Origin of the sequence: Clostridium sp. MB05 (assembly GCF_046581255.1) — a bacterium.
Lineage (GTDB): Bacteria > Bacillota > Clostridia > Clostridiales > Clostridiaceae > Clostridium.
Genome location: NZ_CP174370.1, coordinates 202501 through 225796 on the forward strand (window position 1 = coordinate 202501; position 23296 = coordinate 225796).

The window sequence follows — 23296 nt, forward strand, 5'->3', positions numbered from 1 at the left end:
TTAAACCTGCAACTATACCAATGAATTGAGTTTGAATTTTTCCAAATGCAGGTGCTACATCTTTAACATCTATTCCTTTAAACATTGCAACTGCTCCTGGACTTAATAAAGTTGTAATCATAAGCCATGAAACTAAACCTGCTAACCCTGCTGTACCATCATTATCATCTGACATCCCAACTGATACCCCAATTGCAAAAAGAATAGCCATATTATCAATTAGTGCTCCACCTGCCTTTATTAAAAATGCAGATATTACACTGTTTGCTCCCCAGCCTGTAGGGTCAATCCAATAACCAATACCCATTAATATACTTGCAACGGGTAATGCTGCTACTGGAAGCATTAAAGATTTTCCTAGTCTTTGAAGATACTTCATCATAATAATAAATCCTCCTTAAAATTTTATATACAAATCTAAGTAGCTGTAAAATATAATTCCCTTGTAAAAATAAAAAAAGCCGAAAAGGATATATAGATATATAAATCCTTTTCGGCTCATGCTCAACTAATTGATAACACGCCTAAATTTGTACATATTTTATTTACACACTTATTGTATCATTTTATGTTATTGTTTTCAATAGATTTTTTAATTGTTTTTTCGTATTTATGAATCACTTTCTTAAGGTTTCATTAATTATATTGAATATACTTAATTTTGCTAACGATTTCATTATCTTTTTTAAATTTAGTTTATTGACAACACTTAATAACTATATATATAATCATACTAGACGTGTTACTGTTTAATCAGGCATGAGTCCACCTTATCTTCTAGGACTTATGCCTTTTGTTTTTAATATTAATGTATTTATTAATATTAATAAATACTATAAATATTAATTAATATGCTCGTCAAAATATGTAGTAGAAAGGATGTGGGTTCCTGAATATTCAGGAAGTACTATGTTTAATTTTATTAAGAATTTATTTAAATCAGAACCTAATAATGAAGAAGTTCTAGTTAATTCTAAAGCACTTGTTGCTCCTGTTTCTGGTAAAGCTATTCCTCTATCAGAAGTTCCAGATCCAGTTTTTGCTGAAAAATTAGCTGGTGATGGAATGGCTATAATGGCTGAAGGAGATACTATTGTTGCTCCAGCAGATGGAGAATTAACTCTTGTATTCAAAACTAAGCATGCTTTTGCTATGACACTAGAAAACGGCTTAGAATTACTTGTTCATATAGGATTAGAAACTGTTTCTCTTGATGGAGAAGGCTTCGAACAACTAGTTGAACAAGGTAAAAAGGTTAAAGCTGGTACACCGCTAATAAAAATAAACAGGGATTTAATCTTAAGCAAAGGGTTATCTCTTGCAACACCAGTATTAATAACTAATGTTGATGCTACTAAATCAATAACTCCAGTTGAAAGTGGAGATGTTGTTGCTGGTAAAACTGTAGTTGTAAATTTTGAAGTATAGTATATAATAGCAATAAAATAAAAATCAGCCATAATTCAAAATGGCTGATTTTTATTTTATTATGGAAACCCTAAATCTTTCTATATGCATAGCTAAATATGCAACTTCATCTTCTGACACACTTGAAATATCTAATACTCTACAAATTATTTTTCTAGTCTCTTCTGCAATCTTATATGATAAAGGATATTTTTCTCTTATTGCATCTATTAAATCATTTTTTATAGGTGAATTAGTTATAATTCTCTCTATAGCGAACCTTATATGTGTAAGAAATCTAGCATAATCTAATGATCTTTTATTAATTTTTATATTTAATCTATCTTCAACATGCTGAACTATAGAATTGCTTAAAAAGCTGTATTTTATAGTGTTAGACAATTTACCATTATTCCTTGCTGAATGGATATGAAGTGCTATAAACCCTTTTTCTCCTTCAGGTATATCTATCTTCAATTCCCCACTTATTCTGTTAGCTAATTCACTAGCCATTTCAAATTCTCTACTATATAGAGTTTCTATTTCTACTAAAAAAGGATTTTGTATTTCTTCATTATCTTCTAATCTCTTTATCGCATAAAATAAATGATCTATTAATCCTATATGAATGTTTTCATTAAGTTCTTCGCCTAATTCATCTGTTATTTCAGCAATCATTTCTTCAACTAATGCTATTAACTTTGTATCTACTCTAGTTAATATCTCATCGAAGTTTCTTTGATTATCCTCATCTTCAATTATAAATACTTTTTCAACTGTAGTTCCTTTTTGAATAATATCTCCTGTCTTCTTACTAAAACCTATTCCTTTTTGAAATAATATTTTCTCTTTTCCCTTTTCTCTTACAAGCAATATATTATTATTGAAAGATTTTACTACAGTGGCATTATTATTTAATATAATCTCCTTCATTATTCCCCTTCCTTTATTAAAAATAATAATTAACTTTTTTCTAATATCTTAAAAAAGGTTATATGATCTCTCCAAGCTCCATTTATAAATAAATACTTTTTATTTAAACCTACTTCTTCAAATCCACAACCAACAAGAACAGATTTAGATTTTTCATTATCAGTTAGAACGGATGCTTCTATTCTATGTAGTTCTAATTCATCTTTGGCATAATCTAAAACTAACTTAACAGCTTCTTTCATATATCCTTTTCCTTGAAAATCTTTATCAATAGAATAACCTATTATTCCACTTTTGAAAACTCCATAAACTATATTTGATAGTTTAATTTTCCCTATTAGTTTATCATCCTTATATATTCCTAGGTCTACCCCAGTACCACTCATTAAATTTTTGTAGCTTTCTAATAATATACCCTTTTGAACTTCATAAGTATAAAAAATATTATCTCTACTAGGTTCATAATTGCTTAAATGTTCCTTATTTCCTAGATAATAATTTAATAAGTCTTCAGCACAATCTGGAGTAAAGTTTTTTACAGTTATATTTGTACCTTTTAGTTCAACCATAAAATTTCTGTTTTGATTATTATATTCATTTCTATTAATTCCAAAACTTAACTCATCTAAAAATACACCATTAGAAAAAAGATTTTCCGTAAATATCCCTTCTAAAGTAAATCCTAAGTCTAAAAATACCTTGTATTCGATATTCTCATCTACAAGTATATTAGTTTTATAAATATTAGTATCCTTAAATACAGCTCTTAATATACTTTGTACCGTTTCTTTTAGTAAATCATATTTTTTTTCTCTATAAAATTTAAGTTTAACAGTACATTTTTTATTATCCTTATCTAATTCGACTATAGTAAACCTTCCTATAAATATATTATTCTTATCTTTTATAATATAATCACTAAATGTTCCTTTTACTAAATCTATACTTATTCCTCTGTTTTCACTCATAACAAATTCTCCTAAGCTACATATATGTCTACACTTAATTATATTATACCGATAAAATAGCCTGATACACAACACATTATATTCGACTAATTTATCAAATAACTGAAGTTAATACGGTATATTCATTATTAAAATGTAACCATCATATAATTAATTGTAATTAATTATCTTAGGAGTTTATATGATCATTTTAAAGTTATTTAAAAGAAGTAAAAATAAAAAAAGAATAAGAAATTATTTTAAATTTTTACTTGTGCTAATACTAATTCTATTAGTTTGCAAGCTATTTTGGGTATATAAATCTCACTCAAATAAAATAAAATATCGAAATATTAATAATTTAAAAATAAGTTCTGAAGAAAGCTTAATTAGAGAAATAAGAAATGTAAATAAAATAATTCCACTTGAAGTAGAGCTTTCTCAAGTAATAACCATAGACAAAAGCTGGGGAGACTTTGAAATATTTCAAAAGTTTAAAAGGATAAAAATTTTTGCTAAATGCTCATATTCTATAGACTTATCACAAATTACAAATGATGACATTAACATAGAAAATGAAAAAAATAAGATTACTGTCAGTCTATCTAAACCTGAAATATTTAGTATTAATATAGATAAAGATAAAACTGTTTATGAAGACGCTTCTAATGGGTTGCTGAGATTTGGTGAAATCAAATTAACTTCAGAGGAATTTGAGGCTATGCAAAATGAAGTTTATAAAAATTTTGAAACTACTATGAAAACCAATGACATATATAATAAAGTAATTTCTAATACTAAAGTATCATTAGAAAAATTGATAGATCAAATCACAGAAGAGAAAATGGATGTCTATATATCTTTTAAATAAATATGTACTATTTCATTTATAGATGTATAATATATTTAAATAATTTGAACACTTTAGTATAAAGGAGTTGATTAAATGAAAAAGATAGTTTTAGCTGGAGGTTGCTTCTGGGGAGTTGAGGAATTTTTATCTAGATTAAATGGGATTATTGAAACAGAAGTTGGGTATGCGAATGGAAGAACTGAAAATCCAAGTTATGAGGATGTATGTCATAAAAATACTTACTTTGCAGAAGTTTGTTTAGTTAAATATGATGAAAATGAAACATCATTGAAAAATATATTAGATGAGTATTGGTCAATAATAGATCCTACAGTATTAAATAGACAAGGTCCTGATGTTGGAAGCCAATACAGAACCGGAATATACTATTTCGATGAAATTGATTTACCTATAATATTAAAAAGTAGAGATGATCAGCAAAAAAAATATGATAAGAAAATAGTTACTCAGGTAGAACCTTTAATTAACTATTATAGGGCAGAGGAATATCATCAAAAATATCTAAAGAAAAACCCTAATGGATATTGTCATATAAAACTATAAAAAAGTATGGGCTGTCGCACGAAGAAATTTAACTACAATATCAATATATTGTGTTTGTATCTTTTAGTGCGACAGCCCCTTATTCATATTTATTTAATCATATTAGCTCTCACATAAATTCAATTTTTAACAGTATAAATTTAATCCTTTTTCTATTTTATATCAATCCATCTAATCTCTGTAGGTTTTAGCTCCATATTAGTAGCTTTTCCTTCTCCATCGTAAACTTTAGATATTTGTTTTTCATTAGAATTATTTATAACTGCATATCTATTTGATTCTAAATAAGCAGATACTTCACAATAAGGATTATCAGAATACCATTTCTTCATTTCATTTTCTTTATTAGCTGCATAGAAACATGCCCTAGTTAAAATACGTGTATTTTGAACTGAATATGGTAATCCTGCAATATACACAGTACGTCCTTTTCCATAGTTATTTGCGGACATTAATAGGTCTCCATTTATATATTTAATTATTTCTGTAGATTCCTTTGTTGAATATACATTCTTTTGACCTTCACCAAAATCTATCTCTTCAAATATATCTTCTGTTATAAAGTGATTATCTAATTCTTCTTTAAAATCTTTGTCTGTACTTAATGAAAAACCTAACTCTTTATCTACTCCTAAAGCGTCTGCTAATTGGAAGTAATGTCCTCCATTTAATACTGCTGAAGGTTCTCCTATTCCTATAAATCCACCACCATTATAAATCCATTCTCTTATTTTAGTAATTATACTTTCATCAAGCCATTTTTCTCCACCACTGAAAGCAGTGCCTGCATCACCCGCATTTATAATTACATCTATTTCTTCTGGAATTCCATTATCTTTTATGTCATCAAAGCTTATAAACCTTACATCAACGCTCATACCACTTAAAGCCTCTATAACACCTAAATATGAATATATTTGTTTATACCATAATGCATGTGCTACCATATGTGTTTGCCATGTACGAATCTTACCCCAACAATTTAATACAGCAACTTTTAGTCCACAATAAGGTTTATTTCCATTTATAGTTTCATATATCCCTCTAAATTCATTACATACACTTTCTATGTAATCTACAAATTTAGGGAATTTATAAGCTAAGGATAAGTATCCACCATACCCAATTCTATCCACTGGCTTTCTCATTATTGCACGTCTAGCTGTTAACCAATTTTCTCTTGCTTCTATAGTTGGATCATTTCCTTCATAAAATGTATCTGGGAAAAAATATGGTAGAAAACGTCCTTCTGTATATTTTACACCCGGAATATCAGAAATCATTCTAAGAGTTGCACCACTACCAACAGATCCCACAACCCCATCTAACCCTATGCTCTCAAAATATTTACCATATGGTTCTGTTCCTATCCAGTTATCTCCAAGGAACATCATAGACTCTCTTCCATGCTCATGAGTTATGTCCACAAGCTTTTTAACATTTTTAGATACAAATTGCTGTTGAAAATCTATATAATCTAAATATTGCTTACTTGGTACTCTAAATGTACTGTTATAATATCCTTCATCGATTATATCTTCCGCTCTAAGCTTGTATCCTTTAACTTTTTCAAACTCTCTTAAGGCTTCTGCACTTACACTTGAACTGTATCCAAACCAATCAACAAACTTTTCCTTTGCTCTATCATTAAATACTAATGTAAAGTGATAGAAAAATGTTGTGAATCTAACCACATCAGTTTCTGGATGTTCATCTAACCACTTGTGCATAATTTCAAAAATATGCTTATTAGTTTTTGGTTTCCTTGCATCAAATGGCATTTCATGAGGCTTGTCTCCCCAATTATTTGTTATATGGTTGTACATTTGAGTAGGATCCCATATACAGTAAGCTAAAAATGAAACTGTATACTCATGCCATATCTTAGTATCTTTTATTGTTACTTCATCAGCTTCCTCATTATACTCCCACTTATCTAATCCTATAACCTCATCTGTAGTTCTATCTATAACTTCCCAGAACTCCTTAACATCATGATATGAATCTGGCTTTACTTGCTCTTTAAAATATCCATCCATTATTTTTATAATTAATGTTTCACTTGTTGCTAAATGATGCTTAGTCATTAAATATGTTTGTTGTAATTCTTCTATATTTTGTTCTGCCCATTCATTATCTCCACGAGCTACAAAATAAGTAGAATATATTTTTTCTGCTAAACCTTTTATTTCTTTTGGAAGCTTAAAACCATCACAGTCACGTATTGCATCTGCTCCCCACTTTTCTGCTATTTCCATAGTCTCTTTTATAAAATTATCATCCGTTGGAATTGTAACTCTTCCCTTACTCATCTTCATCCTCCTCCATTACTCCTTTATACCACTTACAATCATACCTTCTGTTAACTTCTTTTGAACTAAAATATATAGGATAATTTTCTCCTTATATTCCCATTTGGTTCTATATATTTATTTTATTCTTTTGAAATCTCTTACACAATAATATTGTTGCTATTCTTTTTAGTAATATTGCTATTATAGCAATATTACTAAACTATATATTATGATATAATAAATATACTAATTAAATAGATTTGAGGTGTACTATGGGTAATACAAGATACCTAATAAATAAAAAAAACTATGATCCTAATTATGAATTGCTTTATATAAGTAAATCTAAATTTGAAAACGATTGGCACAGCACAGCCCACTTTCATCCATTTACAGAGATTTTTTTTATAACCAATGGAAAAGGTGCATTTCTTTTAAATGATACTATAGTTAATGTTAATAAGTGGGACTTAATTGTAATTAACTCTAACTGTCTACATACTGAAAAATCATCTTTATCTGATGAACCACTAGAATATGTGGTTTTAGGAGTGGACAACTTATTATTAAATTTTCCTGAGTCCTATAGTTTAAGAAATAATGAACAGCAGATGAACCCTTATAAAATAATAAACCTCTCTAAAGATAAAGATTTACTACTTAATTACTTTGATCAATTAATTAATGAAATAGAACATAAAGAATTTAATTATGAACTTGTATGTAAAAGTATTTTAACACTATTCATAACTCAAATCGTACGAAGATCAACTCCACTACTATTCATTGAAGAATCTCAAGAAAAATTAAACTTAGAATGTATAAAAATAAAAAATTATATAGATGCTCACTTTTCTCAAAATATAACATTAGATTTTTTATCTGATTTATCTTATATGAATAAATTCCACTTAGTTCATACCTTTACTAAACAAATAGGTGTTTCACCAATTAACTATGCTATAAATAAACGTATTCAAGAAGCTAAAAATCTATTAGTTACCACTAGCTACTCAATTAGAGATATTTCTTCTATAGTTGGATTTGGAAATTCATCTTACTTCAGTCAAATGTTTAAAAAAGTAACTGGAATGTCTCCAAAAGGTTATAGATTAGAAAACTCAAGAATAGAAACTATTTAAAAAAATAAGGAGTACGATTCCCCAATAAAATATAATGAATCATACTCCTATTTTAATATTAATTATTTTCACCTATTAAGGACTTTATAACTTCTCCTCCGATGATCATACCTGCAACTGGAGGAACAAAGGATATGCTTCCTGGTATTTGTCTTTTTATTGCGCACTTTTTAGTTCCACCTGTACATACGCAACCAGTCTTACAAGTAACCACATCTTCATCCTTTGGTTTTCTTGGTTTTTCTTCAGAATATACAACTTTAAGCTCTTTTACTCCTTTTTTTCTAAGTTCATATCTCATAACCTTAGCTAAAGGACATACCTTAGTATCATATATATCTGCAACCTTGAATTGTGTTGGATCAAGTTTGTTTCCTGTTCCCATTGACGCAATTATATTTATATCTTTTTCATAGCAATACTTAGCTAAAGCTATTTTAGCTGAAACTGTATCTATTGCATCTATTACATAATCAACATCATCTGGAACTAATTCCTCTATATTTTCTGGAGTTACGAATAATTGATGTGTAGTAACATTACATTTTCTATTTATAGAAAGTATTCTTTCTTTCATAACATCAACTTTCACCTTACTTATAGTTCCATATGTAGCATGTATCTGTCTATTTAAATTAGTTAAACAAACTGTATCATCATCAACTAATATTATGTTTCCTACACCTGCTCTTGTTAACGCTTCAACAGCAAAGCTACCTACTCCACCAACACCAAATACCATTACTTTTGCATTTTTTAATTTTTCTAGTCTATCATTTCCTATAAGTAACTCTGTTCTAGATAAGGGATGTTGTAACATTCACTTCTCTCCTTTTTTATCTTGTGTATATTAACACAAAATACTTTATTTTATTTAATTTATAACTTATTTTAGACTATTATTTATTTATATACAATAATATTATTTTCCATCTAATTAAAAATTAATATCATTTAGCAATATTTTTAAAATTATATATAAAAATATTGCTAAATAACATGTATTTTTAACTAAAGGTTACAAAATAACTATCTATCATTTAAATACATTATATTATATGGTAAGATATTAAAAGATTAATTTTACATATTATTAATCCTTAAGCTTAGTAGCTTAAATTTTAAGGAGGTTTATTATGGTTTTAGGAATTATAAGTGCCATGGCTGAAGAATTAGAACTTCTTCTAAAAGATATGTCTATTCAAGAAGAAACAAAAAAAGCTAATATGACTTTTTATAAAGGGACTCTAGGAGATAAAAATATAATTGCAGTTGTTTGTGGAATTGGTAAAGTAAATGCTGCTATTTGTACTCAAATATTAATATCTGAATATAAAGTATCCTCTATAATAAATGTTGGTGTTGCAGGAGGAATCGGAAAGAATATTTATCCTGGAGATGTTGTTGTTGGTACTGATTTAGTTCAACACGATATGGATACAACTGTATTTGGTGACCCTCATGGGCAAATTCCAAGATTAGATACTTTTGATTTTAAATGTGATGAAAAGTTAGTTAAAGCTGCTTTAGCTGCTTGTGAGGAAATTAAAGAAATTAATACTTTCTCTGGAAGAATAGTTTCTGGAGACCAATTTATATCAAGTGTTGAAAAAATTCAATGGTTTGAAAAGGAATTTAGTGCAATGGCTTGTGAAATGGAAGGAGCAAGTATTGCTCATGTTTGCTATTTAAATAATATTCCTTGTGTTGTTATTAGATCTATTTCAGATAATGCTAATAACGGTGCTCACATGGATTATGAAAAATTCATTCCTATTGCAGTAAGAAATTCAACTATAATTTTAAAAAGTATGTTAGAAAAACTATAAAATAAAAACATATATTATCTTATTTGCTCCAAGTCACCATAAGATAATATATGTTTTTTTAATACTAAAGGTAATAATTCTCCATACCTCGGAATTATGTAAATTATGTCGTTGTAACCTTTATAGGTTAATATAAATATTATTTACTTTTTATCACTTCGCTACTCTTCAAGTCAACGCAATATTACATTTCAACTCTTAAAAACTAAAGGAAGACTCCCCAATGAGTCTTATTCATCAATACCTTTTAAGCCATTGCTTGAATAAACCATGGAATTCCATAGGATATAAAAGTCATTATTATTGTTGCTATTATTAATCCTACAAAGATTGCTAAGGATGCCTTCTTCGTTTTAATTCCAAGTAACGATGCTATAAGCGCACCTGTCCATGCACCTGTTCCTGGTAAAGGTATTCCAACAAATAATGCAAGTCCCCAAAACTCATATTTTTGGATTTGCTCACTTTTAGCCATTGATTTTTTCTCTAGCTTTTCAACCATAGGTCTAAATAACCTAGTCTTTTTCATCCAGTTAAATATTGGTGTAATGAAAAATAAAATGAATGGGATAGGAACTATATTTCCTAAAATACATAAAAATATAGCTTTAAATACTCCAATTCCTAATAAAGAAGCCGCAATTAAGCCCCCCCTTAACTCTAAAATAGGTACCATGGATATTATAAACACTACAAACTCCTTTGGCATAAAACTTAATGTGCTAGTAAACCAATTAATTAATGAATCTGTCATAATATACTCCTTATACTATATATCTCTTTAAATCTTATTTATGAAAATGTAATTATTCACATATATATAAGATTACATAATAAATACATAGTATTCAAGTTTTTCTGTTGCAAAAAGCAATAATTTTAAATGAATAATCTTACAGATATTAAAATCATCGATTTATCTATGCTTTGTATCGCTAAAGGAAAAGAATTCCAATCAATATTTAATTTCATGGATTGGAATTCCTAATAATATACTATAATAATTTTATAAATTTTTGATCTTTGGATATAAGTGTTTATCTTCATTGTCTATTCTATTTTTTAATAGAGTTAATACTCTTTTGCTTTCCACTAAAAATTTATCTTTATCATTTAATATCTTATTTTTAGTATTAAACTGATTTTTAAATTCGTTAAAAATCACATGAATACTTCCCATTTCCTCACTATATTCAATAGCAATTTTCTTTAATTTATCATCGCTACTATTTATTAATTGTGGATATAAAAATTTATCTTCTGTTCTCATATGGATATTTAACTTTCCTGCAAGAGTATTTATATCCAATACTAAACCATTTAAATCATCAGTTACACTGCTTAAACTTAAATTCTTATTAATTTTATTAAATAAATTATTTATTTCTATATGCTGTCTTTCTAAATTATCTATATTTGTCATTGTAATCCCTCTCACTTCTATACAATTATTAATCTTATTTATGATTATAAATGAGTTAATATATATATTCTGTAACTAGAGATACAAGTTCAAATTAATAAATACTAATTTAGTTAATGTATAATTATATTTATAATAAATTAAATTCATTTATTAAAGTAACCTTAATTGAAATATCTACTCATCTTACTCTTTGCTAGTAATTCAGAACCTCCTCCAGCTTCCCATTTATCAATTTGACCAATGGCATCTTCAGGGCTCATTCCTAACCCCACAAGTACACCTGCTAAAATAAATTTTTGATATAAATACTCAGAGTTAATTCCTGCTTTAGATTCTTCTAGAGCAAGCTTAACCAATGGTGTTATATATCTAATCCAATCATCTGGAGTAAATTTAGACTTATCTTCTTCCCTTTCACATCTACTCATTGATGATCTCTTCATTGAAGCTTTATTCATCTCAGAATTGTTCATAGTACTATTCAGTGTAAATAGATAATTATATTTTGAAGCATGTCTTAACTCATCTGTGATTATATCAAATAACATATCTCTGTAAGGTCCCATCGGAAGAGCTCTTCTAATATTTCTATACCTTTCTACAGCTGCTAATTCTCCAAATAAAGCTTTTTTAATACCATCTAAATAAGACTCAGGCTTTTCAAAAGTTTTCCCTTCATCCATTGAGACTACATCCATTCCTGTAAAGTCCTTATAAATTCTTCTAAACATCTGATTATGTCTTCTTTCATCATCTCTAATTGAAGCTATTATTTCCTTTTCTTCTCTAGTAGGTGCTACACTAATAAGGTAATCATAAAATAACTCATCTTCCCTTTCTCCCTCAACTGCTTTTCTTATATCGTTAAGGGCTTCTTGTAACTGCGGATTTTGAATCATTTGATTATTTTGAAATGGTGCTACAAACACTACTAATCCTCCTAAAAACAATTTATATAATGACATTATATGAGTCTAATTTAAATGTGTTCATTTCACCCTTATATAAATAAAAGTCGTTAAGGATACCCCCTAACATCTTTCTTTGAAAGCTGAAATATAATACATTTCTTCATTATCAATTACCTTATCAATTGTGAAGTATTTAGACATAATTTTAGTTGTTACTTCAGCTGGTTCAAGAACATCATCTTTTACAATATCCTTTTTCGAATGAATCTGATTAATTTTTTCCTTACTTTCCGAATGAGCAATGATTATTTTGCCACCATTATTTAACCTATTTAGAAGATGCTTAAATAATGCTTCCTTATCATTAAAATGAGGATAAGCGGAATAAATGAATATATAATCAAACCCTTTATCATTAAAATCCATAACATCTTTTACAATAAATTCAACTCCATCATCCTTATACTTCTCTTTAGCAACCATAATCATATTTTCTGAAATATCAATAGCTGTTATTTTCAATGGAGACTTTTCAAGCAAGTAACTTACTAATATGCCTGTTCCTGTACCAACATCAAGTATTTTTGCATTATTTCTAATAGAAGATAGTTCTATTATTTCCCTTAACTTAATATCATCATGTTTGCACATATTATCCCATTCAAACGCAACTTTATTAAAAAACTCTTTGCTATCCATTTATAGTCTTCATCCCTTTCGTATTTTCTGAAATCTTTACTACAATTGGTGCTAGTATCAACTGAATTACTATTCCTGGTATAGACGTTATAAATGCTGACGTTAAGAACATTTTCAATACAAAACTTTTTCCACCTACTGTAAGCATTGTAAACATAGCAATTCCAGACACAAACCTTCCCAATATCATTGCCAATATTAATGATATAAACATATTGATATTCTTTTTCTTATACAAAAATCCACCCACAAATCCATATGTTGCAAGTTCAAATGCCATGGAAATACCAGTTGGATATATAGGTGGCATTCCTGTAATTACAGAATTTAAGAGAGGTGTTATAAAACCTATAATTAATCCATATTTGGGACCAAGCATAAGTCCGCATAATAAAACTGGAATATGCATTGGTAAGAATATAGGACCCGCCATCCCCGTTAGATGAAAAATATAAGGGAAAATTAATCCCAATGCAATAAATAAACTTGCCTTTACCATGTTGTTTGTTTTTACATTCATTATAGTTTCCTCCTTAAATATATAAAATAAAAAAGTACACATCCATCTCTCAACAAACTTGCATATGTCCACGTACAAACTGAAGGTAATGAAAATATAAAATAAATATACCTCAATAGTAAGATTGTAAAACTATATTAAATCAATTAACATACACTAAATTACTTATTCTGGAAATATATATATAATAATTGTATCATACAAAATTCCACCAACAAACATATTATGTAAAATTATCCATTGTATTTAATCTAGTTTTGACTTTTCTAAGCACACTGGACTAAATAAATCTATCTTGTATAAGGTTATAATTGGATATCAAAAAAATAAAAGCCAGTATCCTAATTTAAGATACTGACTTAGTAGCCATTTTTTTGTTTTGACAACAATTTAAAATTTATGAATAAATAGTCCACTTCTTGGCTTAGGTTCAAACCAAGTTGATTTAGGAGGCATTATTTTCCCACCATCGGCTATATCCATAATATCTTCTGTAGTTGTAGGATACATAGAAAAACTTACTTTCATATCTGTATTTGCTCTTCTTTCAAGTTCTTTTAATCCTCTAACTCCACCTATAAACTCTATTCTCTTGGATTTTCTTGGATCATCTATTCCTAGTATTGGCCATAAAAGATTATTTTGTAGTATTGATACATCCAACTGATCCACAGGATCCTGAGGATTAAATATACCTTCTTTAGCTTCTAGTAAGTACCATTGTTTTTCCAAGTACATTCCAAAAGTATGCTTTTCTTTTGGTCTAACTCTTTCGTCACTTTTAGTAACTGTAAATTTCTCACTTACTTTATTTAAAAATTCTTCTTTTGAAATCCCATTTAAATCCTTAACAGTTCTATTATAATCTAATACCTCTAGCTCGCTATCAGGATAAGAAATTGATAAGAAATAGTTAAACTCCTCTTCTCCTGTATAGTTTTCATTTTCTTCTCTCTTTATATGCCCAACTTTTACTGCTGATGCCGATCTATGATGTCCATCTGCAATATATAAGCATTCTACAGATTTAAATAATTCATTTATTTGAGTTACTGTATTTTCATCATCTATAACCCACACAGTATGACCTACTTTATCTTCTGAAATAAAGTCATATACAGGATCTTTCTTCATCCATTCATTTATTATACTTGAAATCTCCTTATTTTCTCTATAAGTTAAAAATATAGGACCTGTATGAGCTTCACATTTATAAACATGATTAATTCTATCTATCTCCTTGTCTTCTCTTGTTAGCTCATGCTTTTTTATTATATTTTTAGTATAATCATCTATTGAAGCACAGCCTACAAGACCAACTTGACTTCTTTCATTCATTATTTGTCTGTATATATATAAATATGGCTTTTCATCCTCAATATATAAACCATCTTCTATCATTTTATCTAAATTACTTTTAGCTTTTTCATAAACTTTATCATCATAAATGTCTATATCTTGTGGTAAATCTACTTCAGCCTTATCTACATGTAAAAACGAATAAGAATTACTCTTAACCATTTCTCTAGCTTCATCACTATCCATTACATCATAAGGAAGTGCTGCTATTTTATCTGCTAATTTCTTCACAGGTCTTATTGCCTTAAAAGGTCTAATAACCGCCATTAATAACTCCTCCTATTTTCTTTCTTTAGTAAAAAAGTCGCCAAGGCCAGCTTGCTTAGCTGATTTTCTATAGAGTAAAAAACTCCTTTATTATTGATATTACTTCTTCTCCAATTCTATCTTGTGCTTCAATTGTTGAAGCTCCTATATGTGGAGTACAGCTTACTCTTGGATGATTGACTAAGTCTTCATTTGTATTTGGTTCTACTTCAAATACATCTATTCCTGCCCCTGCTATTTTTCGAGAATTTAAAGCTTCTAAAAGTGCTTCTTCATCAACAACTTTCCCTCTTGCACAATTTATTATATAAGCTCCATCCTTCAGTATATTCAATTCTTCTTTTCCAATTAATGTTCCACTTTCTTTATCATATGGAACATGTAGTGAAATAAAGTCTGATCTCTTTAATAAATCATTTAACTCTAAAAATTCATAAGTTACATCTTCTTGTTTTCCAAAAGCATCATTATAAATAACCTTCATTCCTAGTGATGTAGCTTTATTAGCCAATGATTTACCTATTCTCCCCATTCCTACTATTCCTAAGGTTTTTCCTGAAAGTTCAATACCTTCGTATTTTTTCTTGTTCCATTCACCATTTCTCATAGTGTAATTTGATGTACCAACGAATCTTGCAACTGCGAACATATGGGCTAGTGCTAACTCTGCAACTGAATCTGAACTAGCATTTGGAGTATTCTTAACGGCAACTCCCTGTTCATGTGCTGCATATATATCTATATTATCTATTCCAACTCCAGCTCTAATTATTAATTTTAGATTTCCACCTGAAGCCTTTTCTAAAATATCCTTAGTTATTTTCGTAGCTGATCTTATAATTAAAGCATCAAAATCCTTAAGTTTTTCTCCAAGGATTTCTTTATCATAATGCTGATCTATAACTTCAAAACCTGCCTCTATTAACTTATTAATTGTATTTTCTTGCAAACCGTCACTTACTAATATTTTATACATTTTTATACCCCCTAGAAAGCTATTCATAAATAAATATTTTAAAATAATATTATCTATGATAATAAGAGCTTAGATTCTACTCCAAACTCTTATTAGATATTATCCCTAACTTATTGCTTATTGCTTATTGCTTATTGCTTAAAATTGTGCTCTACTTAAATTTATTATTCTAGCCCTAAAATTTCATTTATATTCTTAAGTAATTCATTTATATCATCCATCTGACAATCTGCCATATGAGCTACCCTAAAAGTTTTATCTTTTAAACTTCCATATCCATTAGATATTTGGAAACCTCTTTTTCCTAATTCTTTATTTAAAGCCGATACATCTATTCCTCTATTATTTTTAACAGTAGTTAAAGTGTTTGATAAATAATTTTCATCAGGAAAAATATCAAAATACTTTTTAGCCCATGCTCTAACTACTTTAGCCATTTCTATATGCCTTATAAATCTATTTTCTAGACCTTCTTTGTTTAATATATAGTCTAGTTGATAATCAAGAGCATACATATGTGATATAGAAGGAGTTGATGGATATTGGTAATCCTTTTTTTGAATATACTTATAAAGAGCTAATAAATCTAAGTAAAATCCCCTGTTAGGCACTTTTTCAGCTCTTTCCTTAGCTTTATTTGAAAAAGTACATATTGCCATTCCTGGTGGCAACCCTATTGCTTTTTGAGTTGATGTTATGCAAATGTCTATGCCCCATTTATCAACTTCTATTTTACTTCCAGCTGCAGAACTTACTGTATCTACTATAAATACAATATCCTTATATTTTTTTACTACTTCACCTATTTTTTCTACTGGATTCATTACTCCTGTAGATGTTTCATTATGAGTTACTGCTACTAAATCATACTTTCCTGTTGCTAATACTTCATCAACCATTTCAGCTGTAATAGCTTTTCCCATATCTACTTCAAATAAGTCTGCAGGAACATTATTAGAAGTTGCCATCTCATGCCATCTCTTTCCGAAAGCCCCAACGGAAAATACAGCTGCCCTCTTTGCCGTACAGCATCTTATGGCTCCTTCCATAAGTCCACTACCTGATGTAGTTGAAAGTAAAATTTCACTTTCTGTAAAAAATACTTTTCTTAAATTGTCACTTATTCTTCTTTGAAGCTCTGAAGCTTCTTTACTTCTATGCCCAATCATAGGCCTTGCCATTTGCTCTAATACATCTGACTTTACTTCAACCGGCCCTGGAATAAATAGCTTTTTGTGCATTATGCCTCGCCCCCAAATCTATTCTTTTATTTTATTGCTTATTTAATTATTGTTAATTCTACTACTTTTTTACATGATTAACAACTATTTTATTAATATTTATAAAGTAATCTTATTTTATTAATATCATATCCTTTAATTTAAATATTGTTAATAAAATAAGGTTATAGTCTTTCTATAATATTCATTAAGACTATAACCTACTAATTTTATTTATATTCTATGTAAATTTAATTGTAAAATATGTGCTAATTTATTAGTTAGATATGTTATTTTGAGACTTCAAAAGATCTTCTTATTTCTACTAATAACTCTTGATCCATTGTTAATTTTTTCTCTTCTTCTTTTTTAGCTTCTACTTCTTCTTCTTTCTTTCTATTTAATTTAGATACTACTTTTATAAATACAAATATAGATAAAGCTATAATTATAAAATCAACTATGTTTTGAATAAACATTCCATATGTTAATTCTGCACCCTTCACTGTATATGAAAGATCCTTAAAATTTACTCCCCCTGTTAATACACCAATTAGTGGCATTATTATATCATTTACTAATGATGAAACTATTTTATTAAAAGCTCCCCCTATAACAACCCCAACTGCTAAGTCTAGAACATTTCCCTTCATAGCAAAATCTTTAAATTCATTTATAAACTTTTTACCTTTTTCCTTCATTTAATCACGCCTTTCATAATGCTCTTCAAAAGTTAGTATAGATTCTGTTTCTCTACAATATTTTACGCACATACATTGTCCTAAATGTCTTGGACACTTATAACATAAGCATGTTTTATCATTACCATTACAGTTCTTTTTATACTCTGGACAATATTTACAATTTACTCCATTTCCATCTGGCACTATAACATCCCCTTTTAAAATAGAATATAATTTTAATAATATTTTATCATATAAAGTAACTTTTTGCTTAAAAACATTAAATGTTAAATTATTAGATAAAACATACTTAATTTTAGTAACTTATTTTTATTATTTCCATATATTAATCACATAAGAGGCTTTTCACTCATTGGTAAATTGAAAAACTTCTAACTCCCATCTATAAAAATTTGGGGAACATAAAAGTTCCCCCTCTAATTAAATAAAAGAGATTCAAGTTATACTTGAATCTCTTTTGTTTAATGTATTCATAAATTATATACAGGATTGATCTATCTTCTATTTAAACTTAATATATAATCTTATTCTAACTTTCTTTTGATTTGAAAAAATAAGAAATATCCTCTTCTATATTTGTAATTAGATCTTTCAACTCTTTTTAATTTATTATATTTTCTATGGCATATGAAACTCCATCTTCATCATTTGATAGAGTTACCATATTACAAATTACTTTTATTTTTTCTTCCGCATTTCCCATAGCTACACTATATCCAGCTTCTTTTAACATAGGAATATCATTTTCTGAATCTCCTATAGCTACTATATCTGATTTATTTATTCTATAATAACTCATAATTTCATTAACGGCTATTCCTTTATCAGTGTTTTTACCAGTTATGTCTAAGCTTATATCCATATAACTGCTAATAGTTAAACCTTTTATATTTTGTAGGTCTAATCTAAGGTTATCAATTTCTTTTTTATCATAAGAATATGTTAGGATCTTAATAATATCTTTAGCATTACTTTCTATTTCATCCCACGATAAATTAGTGTAGGATTTTACTTTTAAGTCATCAGAAACTTTATCATTAATTTTGTCATATAAAAATCTATCATCATAATCTTCTGTTGTGTAAAATAAGTTCTTTCCTTTAAAAAAGCTCTTACAATTAGAGTTTCTTAATATATTAATGGCTTCTATAAACACTTCATTGCTTATTGAATTTATAATTATATCTTCGCCCTTATCGTAACAACCTCCATTAAAGGATATAACTTTTACATCATTATGAATTTCTCTAGCTAAATATTTAGCAAAACAATAAGGTCTTCCTGTAACTATAAAAACTTTATTTCCTTTATTAATTGCTTTTCTAATAGATTCTTTATTAATATCACTTACTGTTTTATCGCTTCTTAATAAGGTTCCATCAAGATCAATGCAAAAGGCTTTCATTAGAATGTTTCCTTTAGTATTCCTTCTAAATATTCTCTTGAACCAAATGGTAAGTGATCAAGTACTGGTGATTTTAATATTTTTTCAAACTCTTCTTCTTTTACGTCTAAATCAGATAGTTTCTTTCTAATTCCAATAGTTTCTAATAATTCACATATATAATCATAAAGTACATTATCATTATTATCTAATTCTATACTTGGATTAAATAATTGAGCTACTCTATTGAACTTTTCTTTATTTTCTTCAAAAGATTTCTTTATGTATGGAGGGAAAACTACTGCTAATGCTTCACCATGAGAAACATGTGCAATTCCTCCTATTATTTCTGATAATGGATGAGGTACTGCTGCACCTGAGTTTGCTAAAGCTCTTCCTGCTAAAGTATCTGCCATAGACATTTTTTCACGGTATTTTATGTTACTTGGTTCTTTCATTACTTTAGGTAAGTTTTCAATAATTAGCTCCATTGCTTTTAGTGAATCCATTGAACTCAATAAAGAAGCTCTCTTATTTATAAAGCTTTCAAAGGCATGAGTAAATGCATCAAAGCCTGTTGAAGCAGTGATTCTTGGTGGAAGAGTTACAGTTAATTCTGAATCTATAATACATTCTTTTGAAAATAAGTCTTGATGGAAGAATGTTATTTTCTCATCACCTTTTGTTATTACTGCTGCTTGTGTTACTTGTGAACCTGTTCCTGATGTTGTTGGAACACTAATTAAAGGTAATATTGTTTCACTGTAAGAAGGATAATCTTCAAATGGTGAACTAAATTTATTAAATATATTATCCCAATCTATTTTTTCTAATCCATTTGTAAAGGCAATAGCTTTCGCTGTATCAATACTGCTACCCCCTCCAACTGCTAGTACAAAATCTGCTGGATTCTTTTTTAACATATCAAATCCTTTTTGTACTATTTCTACTGTTGGATTTGGTTCTACTTTATCGAAGTGAAAAACTTCAATATTAGCACTTTCTAGAATATTTTTTGTTCTATTATATAGACTTTGTAATGGAGCATCAGCTGTTGTAACTAAAAGGCATCTATTACCATACTTCTTACAAATTTCTCCTAATTCATTTAATCTACTTGGACCAAAATGTACTTTGGTTGGTTGATAATAATTAAACATAATAAATCCTCCCTTTGATATTTATATTTTAAGTATAATAATAAACTGCATAATCCTCTACTTACCAAAGTATAAATTCAAATCCATATTCATAGGGCAATTTCTAAACATCTGCTTATAATTTCAAATTTTATTTATTATTTTTCTATTATAAATAAACGTTATATTTTCACATATTATTGTGGTAACAATCATACGCTCTAACCTGTGTACAATGCCATTTTGAGGGGGCTATAATATAGTCGAAAGTGAGGTGTATATTATGGATATAAAAGAATTACAAAACCATGCCACAAATATACGTAAAAATATAGTAAAAATGATTGCAAATGCAAACTCTGGTCATCCAGGCGGATCCCTTTCTTCTGCAGATATATTAACGGTACTTTACTTTGAAGAAATGAATATATCTAAAGAAAACATTAAAGGTATAGATAGGGATAGATTTGTATTGTCTAAAGGACATGCTTCTCCATTACTTTATTCAACTTTATGTGAAAAAGGATTTTTAAATGAAGAAGACCTTTTAACATTCCGTAAAATAAACTCACATCTTCAAGGTCATCCAAATATGAATTATGTAAATGGTGTAGATATGTCTACTGGCTCTTTAGGTCAAGGTATATCAGCAGCTGTTGGTATGGCTCTTGCCAATAAAGTAGATAATAATGGTCATCGTGTTTATGCATTACTTGGAGACGGAGAATGTGAAGAAGGTCAAGTATGGGAAGCTGCTATGGCTGCTGCTCACTATGAATTAGATAATCTTTGTGCCATCGTAGATTTTAATGGACTACAAATTGATGGAGATATAAAAAAGGTAATGAATCCCACTCCTATAGATACAAAGTTTAAGGCTTTCGGCTGGAATGTAGTAACTATAAATGGCCATGATTTTAATGAAATTGAAAAAGCTTTTGAAGAAGCTAGAAATACAAAAGGAAAACCAACTATGATTCTAGCCCATACTGTAAAAGGAAAGGGAGTATCCTTCATGGAAAATAATGCTGGATGGCATGGAACTGCTCCAAATAAAGAACAATGCGAAAATGCATTAAGAGAGTTAGGTGATTAGATGAGTAAGTTAGCAACAAGAGAAGCCTACGGTAAGGCATTATCTGAATTAATTATAGAAAATGAAAATGTATTTGTCTTAGATGCAGATTTAACAAAATCAACAAAAACCTGTGAAGCAAAAACAGCGTGTCCAAGTAGACACTTTAATATGGGTATAGCTGAAGGGAATATGATAGGTGTAGCTGCTGGACTAGCTTCTAGTGGAAAAGTTCCTTATGTATCTTCTTTTGCAATGTTTTTAGCTGGAAGAGCTTACGAGCAAATTAGAAATAGTATAGGATATCCTCATCTAAATGTTAAACTTTGTGCTACTCATGCTGGGATTAGCGTTGGTGAAGATGGTGCATCCCATCAATCTATTGAAGATTTATCTTTAATGAGAGGAATTCCTGGAATGTATGTTTTTCAACCTTGTGATGAGATTGAAACTAAAGCTGTAATAAAATCAATAGCTAATATAAATGCACCTTGTTATGTCCGTTTAGGAAGATGTACTGTTGAAAGTGTAAATGATGAAAATTATAAATTTAAAATTGGTAAGGGAGTCGTTTTACATAAGGGTAAAAAAGTAGCAATTGTAGCTACTGGTCTTATGGTACAAGAAGCTCTTAAAGCAGCAAAAGAATTAACTGATATAGATCCAACAGTTGTAAATATACATACTATTAAGCCAATTGATAAGAATTTAATAGTAGAGCTTTCAAAAACTCACGATATAATAATAACTTGTGAAGAGCATAATGTTATAGGTGGTTTAGGCAGTGCTGTTTCCGAAGTTCTTGCTCCTTATAATGGAGCAAAACAATACATGATAGGTATTGAAGATACCTTTGGTGAAAGTGGAACTCCTGATGAGTTATTAAATAAATATGGAATTTGTGCTTCTAACATAGTTAAGAAGGTAAGGGAGGTTATTTAATTGATTTACATCATAGATACTGCTAATGACGAAGAAATTAAAGAATCTTTATCCCTTGGAATTAATGGAGTTACTGCAAATTCTTCTATGTATTTAAAAAACAATACAAACTTTTATGGCTTCTTAAAGGAATACTCTTCAAAAAATCTTGACTTCTTAAGTGGTGAAGTTATGGGTGATACTTTTGAAGATATGGTTGAAGAAGTTAATAAAATTCAAGAAATAGATAATAGTATTGTAATTAAGATAAACTTTTCAGAAGAAGGATTGAAACTTTGTAAATACCTTAAAGAAAAAGGTATCAAAAGTGCAATGACTTTAATTTTTAATGTTGCTCAAGCTGTAGCAGCTATTAATGCTGGTGCTGATTACTTATTTGTCTTCATTGGAAGAAATGATGATAATGGAAACGATGGGCTTTCAATAATTGAATCTATTCAATCTATTGTTAAAGAAAAAGATTATAAAACAAAAGTAGTAGCTGCTTCTATTAAAAATTTATATCAATTAGAAAGACTATCTACAATTGGTATAGATTTTGCGGCTATTCCTTATAACTTATATACGAAATCCCTTTATCACCCTCTAACTGAATCAGGTAGTGCAACATTTAAAGAAGATTGGCAATCCCTTAAAAATATTTAATATAAATTTATATATTTAAAAACTATGGAAAACTTATTTGATTTGTTTTCCATAGTTCTT

General features: G+C 28.5%; 25 protein-coding genes (1 of these 25 cut by a window edge). 8 read left to right on the forward strand and 17 right to left on the reverse strand.

The annotated features are described in order from the left end of the window. Positions 1-382 carry the 5' portion of an N-acetylglucosamine-specific PTS transporter subunit IIBC gene (gene nagE / locus ACH36K_RS00960; RefSeq protein ID WP_411169172.1) on the reverse strand. The gene continues 1064 nt to the left of window position 1, outside the view, so the window shows 382 of its 1446 coding nt (coding positions 1-382); the start codon lies at positions 380-382; its stop codon lies off the left edge, out of view. Between the two features lie 527 nt (positions 383-909). Here nagE and ACH36K_RS00965 point away from each other — a divergent pair. Next, entirely contained in the window at positions 910-1428 is a 519-nt protein-coding gene (locus ACH36K_RS00965; protein WP_411169173.1) for a PTS glucose transporter subunit IIA, read from the forward strand. Between the two features lie 51 nt (positions 1429-1479). Here the strand turns inward: ACH36K_RS00965 and glcT are convergent, their stop codons facing one another. Further along, positions 1480-2340, reverse strand: coding sequence for a glucose PTS transporter transcription antiterminator GlcT (glcT, locus tag ACH36K_RS00970; protein WP_411169174.1), 861 nt, complete (start codon positions 2338-2340; stop codon positions 1480-1482). Positions 2341-2369: 29 nt separating this feature from the next. Beyond that, positions 2370-3308, reverse strand: a complete 939-nt coding sequence (locus ACH36K_RS00975; RefSeq protein WP_411169175.1) for a GNAT family N-acetyltransferase — start codon at positions 3306-3308, stop codon at positions 2370-2372. 181 nt (positions 3309-3489) lie between these two features. Between ACH36K_RS00975 and ACH36K_RS00980 the strand changes: the two genes are divergently transcribed. Together ACH36K_RS00980 and msrA are read left to right on the forward strand one after the other, a co-directional pair. Then, positions 3490-4158 (forward strand): DUF4230 domain-containing protein, encoded by a 669-nt coding sequence (locus ACH36K_RS00980; protein ID WP_411169176.1) that lies wholly within the window; start codon positions 3490-3492, stop codon positions 4156-4158. A 75-nt stretch (positions 4159-4233) separates the two neighbouring features. Further along, positions 4234-4704, forward strand: a complete 471-nt coding sequence (gene msrA / locus ACH36K_RS00985; RefSeq protein ID WP_411169177.1) for a peptide-methionine (S)-S-oxide reductase MsrA — start codon at positions 4234-4236, stop codon at positions 4702-4704. Positions 4705-4856: 152 nt separating this feature from the next. Here the strand turns inward: msrA and gnpA are convergent, their stop codons facing one another. Beyond that, complete coding sequence (gnpA, locus tag ACH36K_RS00990) at positions 4857-7016, reverse strand: 1,3-beta-galactosyl-N-acetylhexosamine phosphorylase (RefSeq protein ID WP_411169178.1); 2160 nt, start codon at positions 7014-7016, stop codon at positions 4857-4859. A gap of 254 nt (positions 7017-7270) precedes the next feature. Here gnpA and ACH36K_RS00995 point away from each other — a divergent pair, with 254 nt between their 5' ends. Then, positions 7271-8140 (forward strand): AraC family transcriptional regulator, encoded by an 870-nt coding sequence (locus ACH36K_RS00995; protein WP_411169179.1) that lies wholly within the window; start codon positions 7271-7273, stop codon positions 8138-8140. A gap of 58 nt (positions 8141-8198) precedes the next feature. Here ACH36K_RS00995 and ACH36K_RS01000 read toward each other — a convergent pair whose 3' ends face one another. Then, complete coding sequence (locus ACH36K_RS01000; RefSeq protein WP_411169180.1) at positions 8199-8960, reverse strand: ThiF family adenylyltransferase; 762 nt, start codon at positions 8958-8960, stop codon at positions 8199-8201. A 316-nt stretch (positions 8961-9276) separates the two neighbouring features. Here ACH36K_RS01000 and ACH36K_RS01005 point away from each other — a divergent pair, with 316 nt between their 5' ends. Further along, positions 9277-9969 carry a 5'-methylthioadenosine/adenosylhomocysteine nucleosidase gene (locus ACH36K_RS01005; RefSeq protein WP_411169181.1) on the forward strand — a complete coding sequence of 231 codons (693 nt, stop codon included), beginning with the start codon at positions 9277-9279 and terminating at the stop codon, positions 9967-9969. Between the two features lie 247 nt (positions 9970-10216). Here ACH36K_RS01005 and ACH36K_RS01010 read toward each other — a convergent pair whose 3' ends face one another. From ACH36K_RS01010 to ACH36K_RS01065, 12 genes are all read right to left on the reverse strand, one after another. Then, positions 10217-10723, reverse strand: coding sequence for a COG2426 family protein (locus ACH36K_RS01010; RefSeq protein ID WP_411169182.1), 507 nt, complete (start codon positions 10721-10723; stop codon positions 10217-10219). Positions 10724-10975: 252 nt separating this feature from the next. Beyond that, a complete protein-coding gene (locus ACH36K_RS01015) occupies positions 10976-11392 on the reverse strand; it encodes a hemerythrin domain-containing protein (RefSeq protein ID WP_411169183.1) in 417 nt (138 codons plus the stop codon). A gap of 164 nt (positions 11393-11556) precedes the next feature. Further along, positions 11557-12294, reverse strand: coding sequence for a ferritin-like domain-containing protein (locus ACH36K_RS01020; RefSeq protein WP_411170639.1), 738 nt, complete (start codon positions 12292-12294; stop codon positions 11557-11559). A gap of 132 nt (positions 12295-12426) precedes the next feature. Then, positions 12427-13005 (reverse strand): class I SAM-dependent methyltransferase, encoded by a 579-nt coding sequence (locus tag ACH36K_RS01025; RefSeq protein ID WP_411169184.1) that lies wholly within the window; start codon positions 13003-13005, stop codon positions 12427-12429. After that, complete coding sequence (locus tag ACH36K_RS01030; RefSeq protein WP_411169185.1) at positions 12998-13525, reverse strand: ECF transporter S component; 528 nt, start codon at positions 13523-13525, stop codon at positions 12998-13000. Before ACH36K_RS01030 ends, ACH36K_RS01025 begins: the two co-directional genes overlap by 8 nt. 390 nt (positions 13526-13915) lie before the next feature. Then, positions 13916-15151, reverse strand: coding sequence for a DUF1015 domain-containing protein (locus ACH36K_RS01035; protein WP_411169186.1), 1236 nt, complete (start codon positions 15149-15151; stop codon positions 13916-13918). A 67-nt stretch (positions 15152-15218) separates the two neighbouring features. Beyond that, positions 15219-16127, reverse strand: a complete 909-nt coding sequence (locus ACH36K_RS01040; RefSeq protein ID WP_411169187.1) for a D-2-hydroxyacid dehydrogenase — start codon at positions 16125-16127, stop codon at positions 15219-15221. Between the two features lie 164 nt (positions 16128-16291). Further along, positions 16292-17368 carry a pyridoxal-phosphate-dependent aminotransferase family protein gene (locus tag ACH36K_RS01045; RefSeq protein ID WP_411169188.1) on the reverse strand — a complete coding sequence of 359 codons (1077 nt, stop codon included), beginning with the start codon at positions 17366-17368 and terminating at the stop codon, positions 16292-16294. A 269-nt stretch (positions 17369-17637) separates the two neighbouring features. Continuing rightward, the gene (mscL, locus tag ACH36K_RS01050) at positions 17638-18048 is read right to left on the reverse strand and encodes a large-conductance mechanosensitive channel protein MscL (RefSeq protein WP_411169189.1); all 411 of its coding nucleotides are present in this window, start codon (positions 18046-18048) and stop codon (positions 17638-17640) included. Further along, on the reverse strand, positions 18049-18234 hold the full coding sequence (locus ACH36K_RS01055; RefSeq protein ID WP_411169190.1) for a hypothetical protein: 186 nt from the start codon (positions 18232-18234) through the stop codon (positions 18049-18051). A 418-nt stretch (positions 18235-18652) separates the two neighbouring features. Further along, the gene (locus ACH36K_RS01060) at positions 18653-19456 is read right to left on the reverse strand and encodes a Cof-type HAD-IIB family hydrolase (protein WP_411169191.1); all 804 of its coding nucleotides are present in this window, start codon (positions 19454-19456) and stop codon (positions 18653-18655) included. Further along, a complete protein-coding gene (locus ACH36K_RS01065) occupies positions 19456-20595 on the reverse strand; it encodes an iron-containing alcohol dehydrogenase (protein WP_411169192.1) in 1140 nt (379 codons plus the stop codon). The genes ACH36K_RS01060 and ACH36K_RS01065 overlap by 1 nt, the downstream gene beginning before the upstream one ends. 262 nt (positions 20596-20857) lie before the next feature. On the opposite strand from ACH36K_RS01065, the gene ACH36K_RS01070 reads away from it, so the two are divergent. From ACH36K_RS01070 to ACH36K_RS01080, 3 genes are read left to right on the forward strand one after another with little or no spacing between them, the layout of a single operon-like run. Beyond that, the gene (locus tag ACH36K_RS01070) at positions 20858-21670 is read left to right on the forward strand and encodes a transketolase (RefSeq protein ID WP_411169193.1); all 813 of its coding nucleotides are present in this window, start codon (positions 20858-20860) and stop codon (positions 21668-21670) included. Next, on the forward strand, positions 21671-22591 hold the full coding sequence (locus ACH36K_RS01075; protein WP_411169194.1) for a transketolase family protein: 921 nt from the start codon (positions 21671-21673) through the stop codon (positions 22589-22591). Continuing rightward, a complete protein-coding gene (locus ACH36K_RS01080; RefSeq protein ID WP_411169195.1) occupies positions 22592-23236 on the forward strand; it encodes a transaldolase family protein in 645 nt (214 codons plus the stop codon). It abuts the gene before it with no gap. Positions 23237-23296 lie beyond the last annotated feature (60 nt).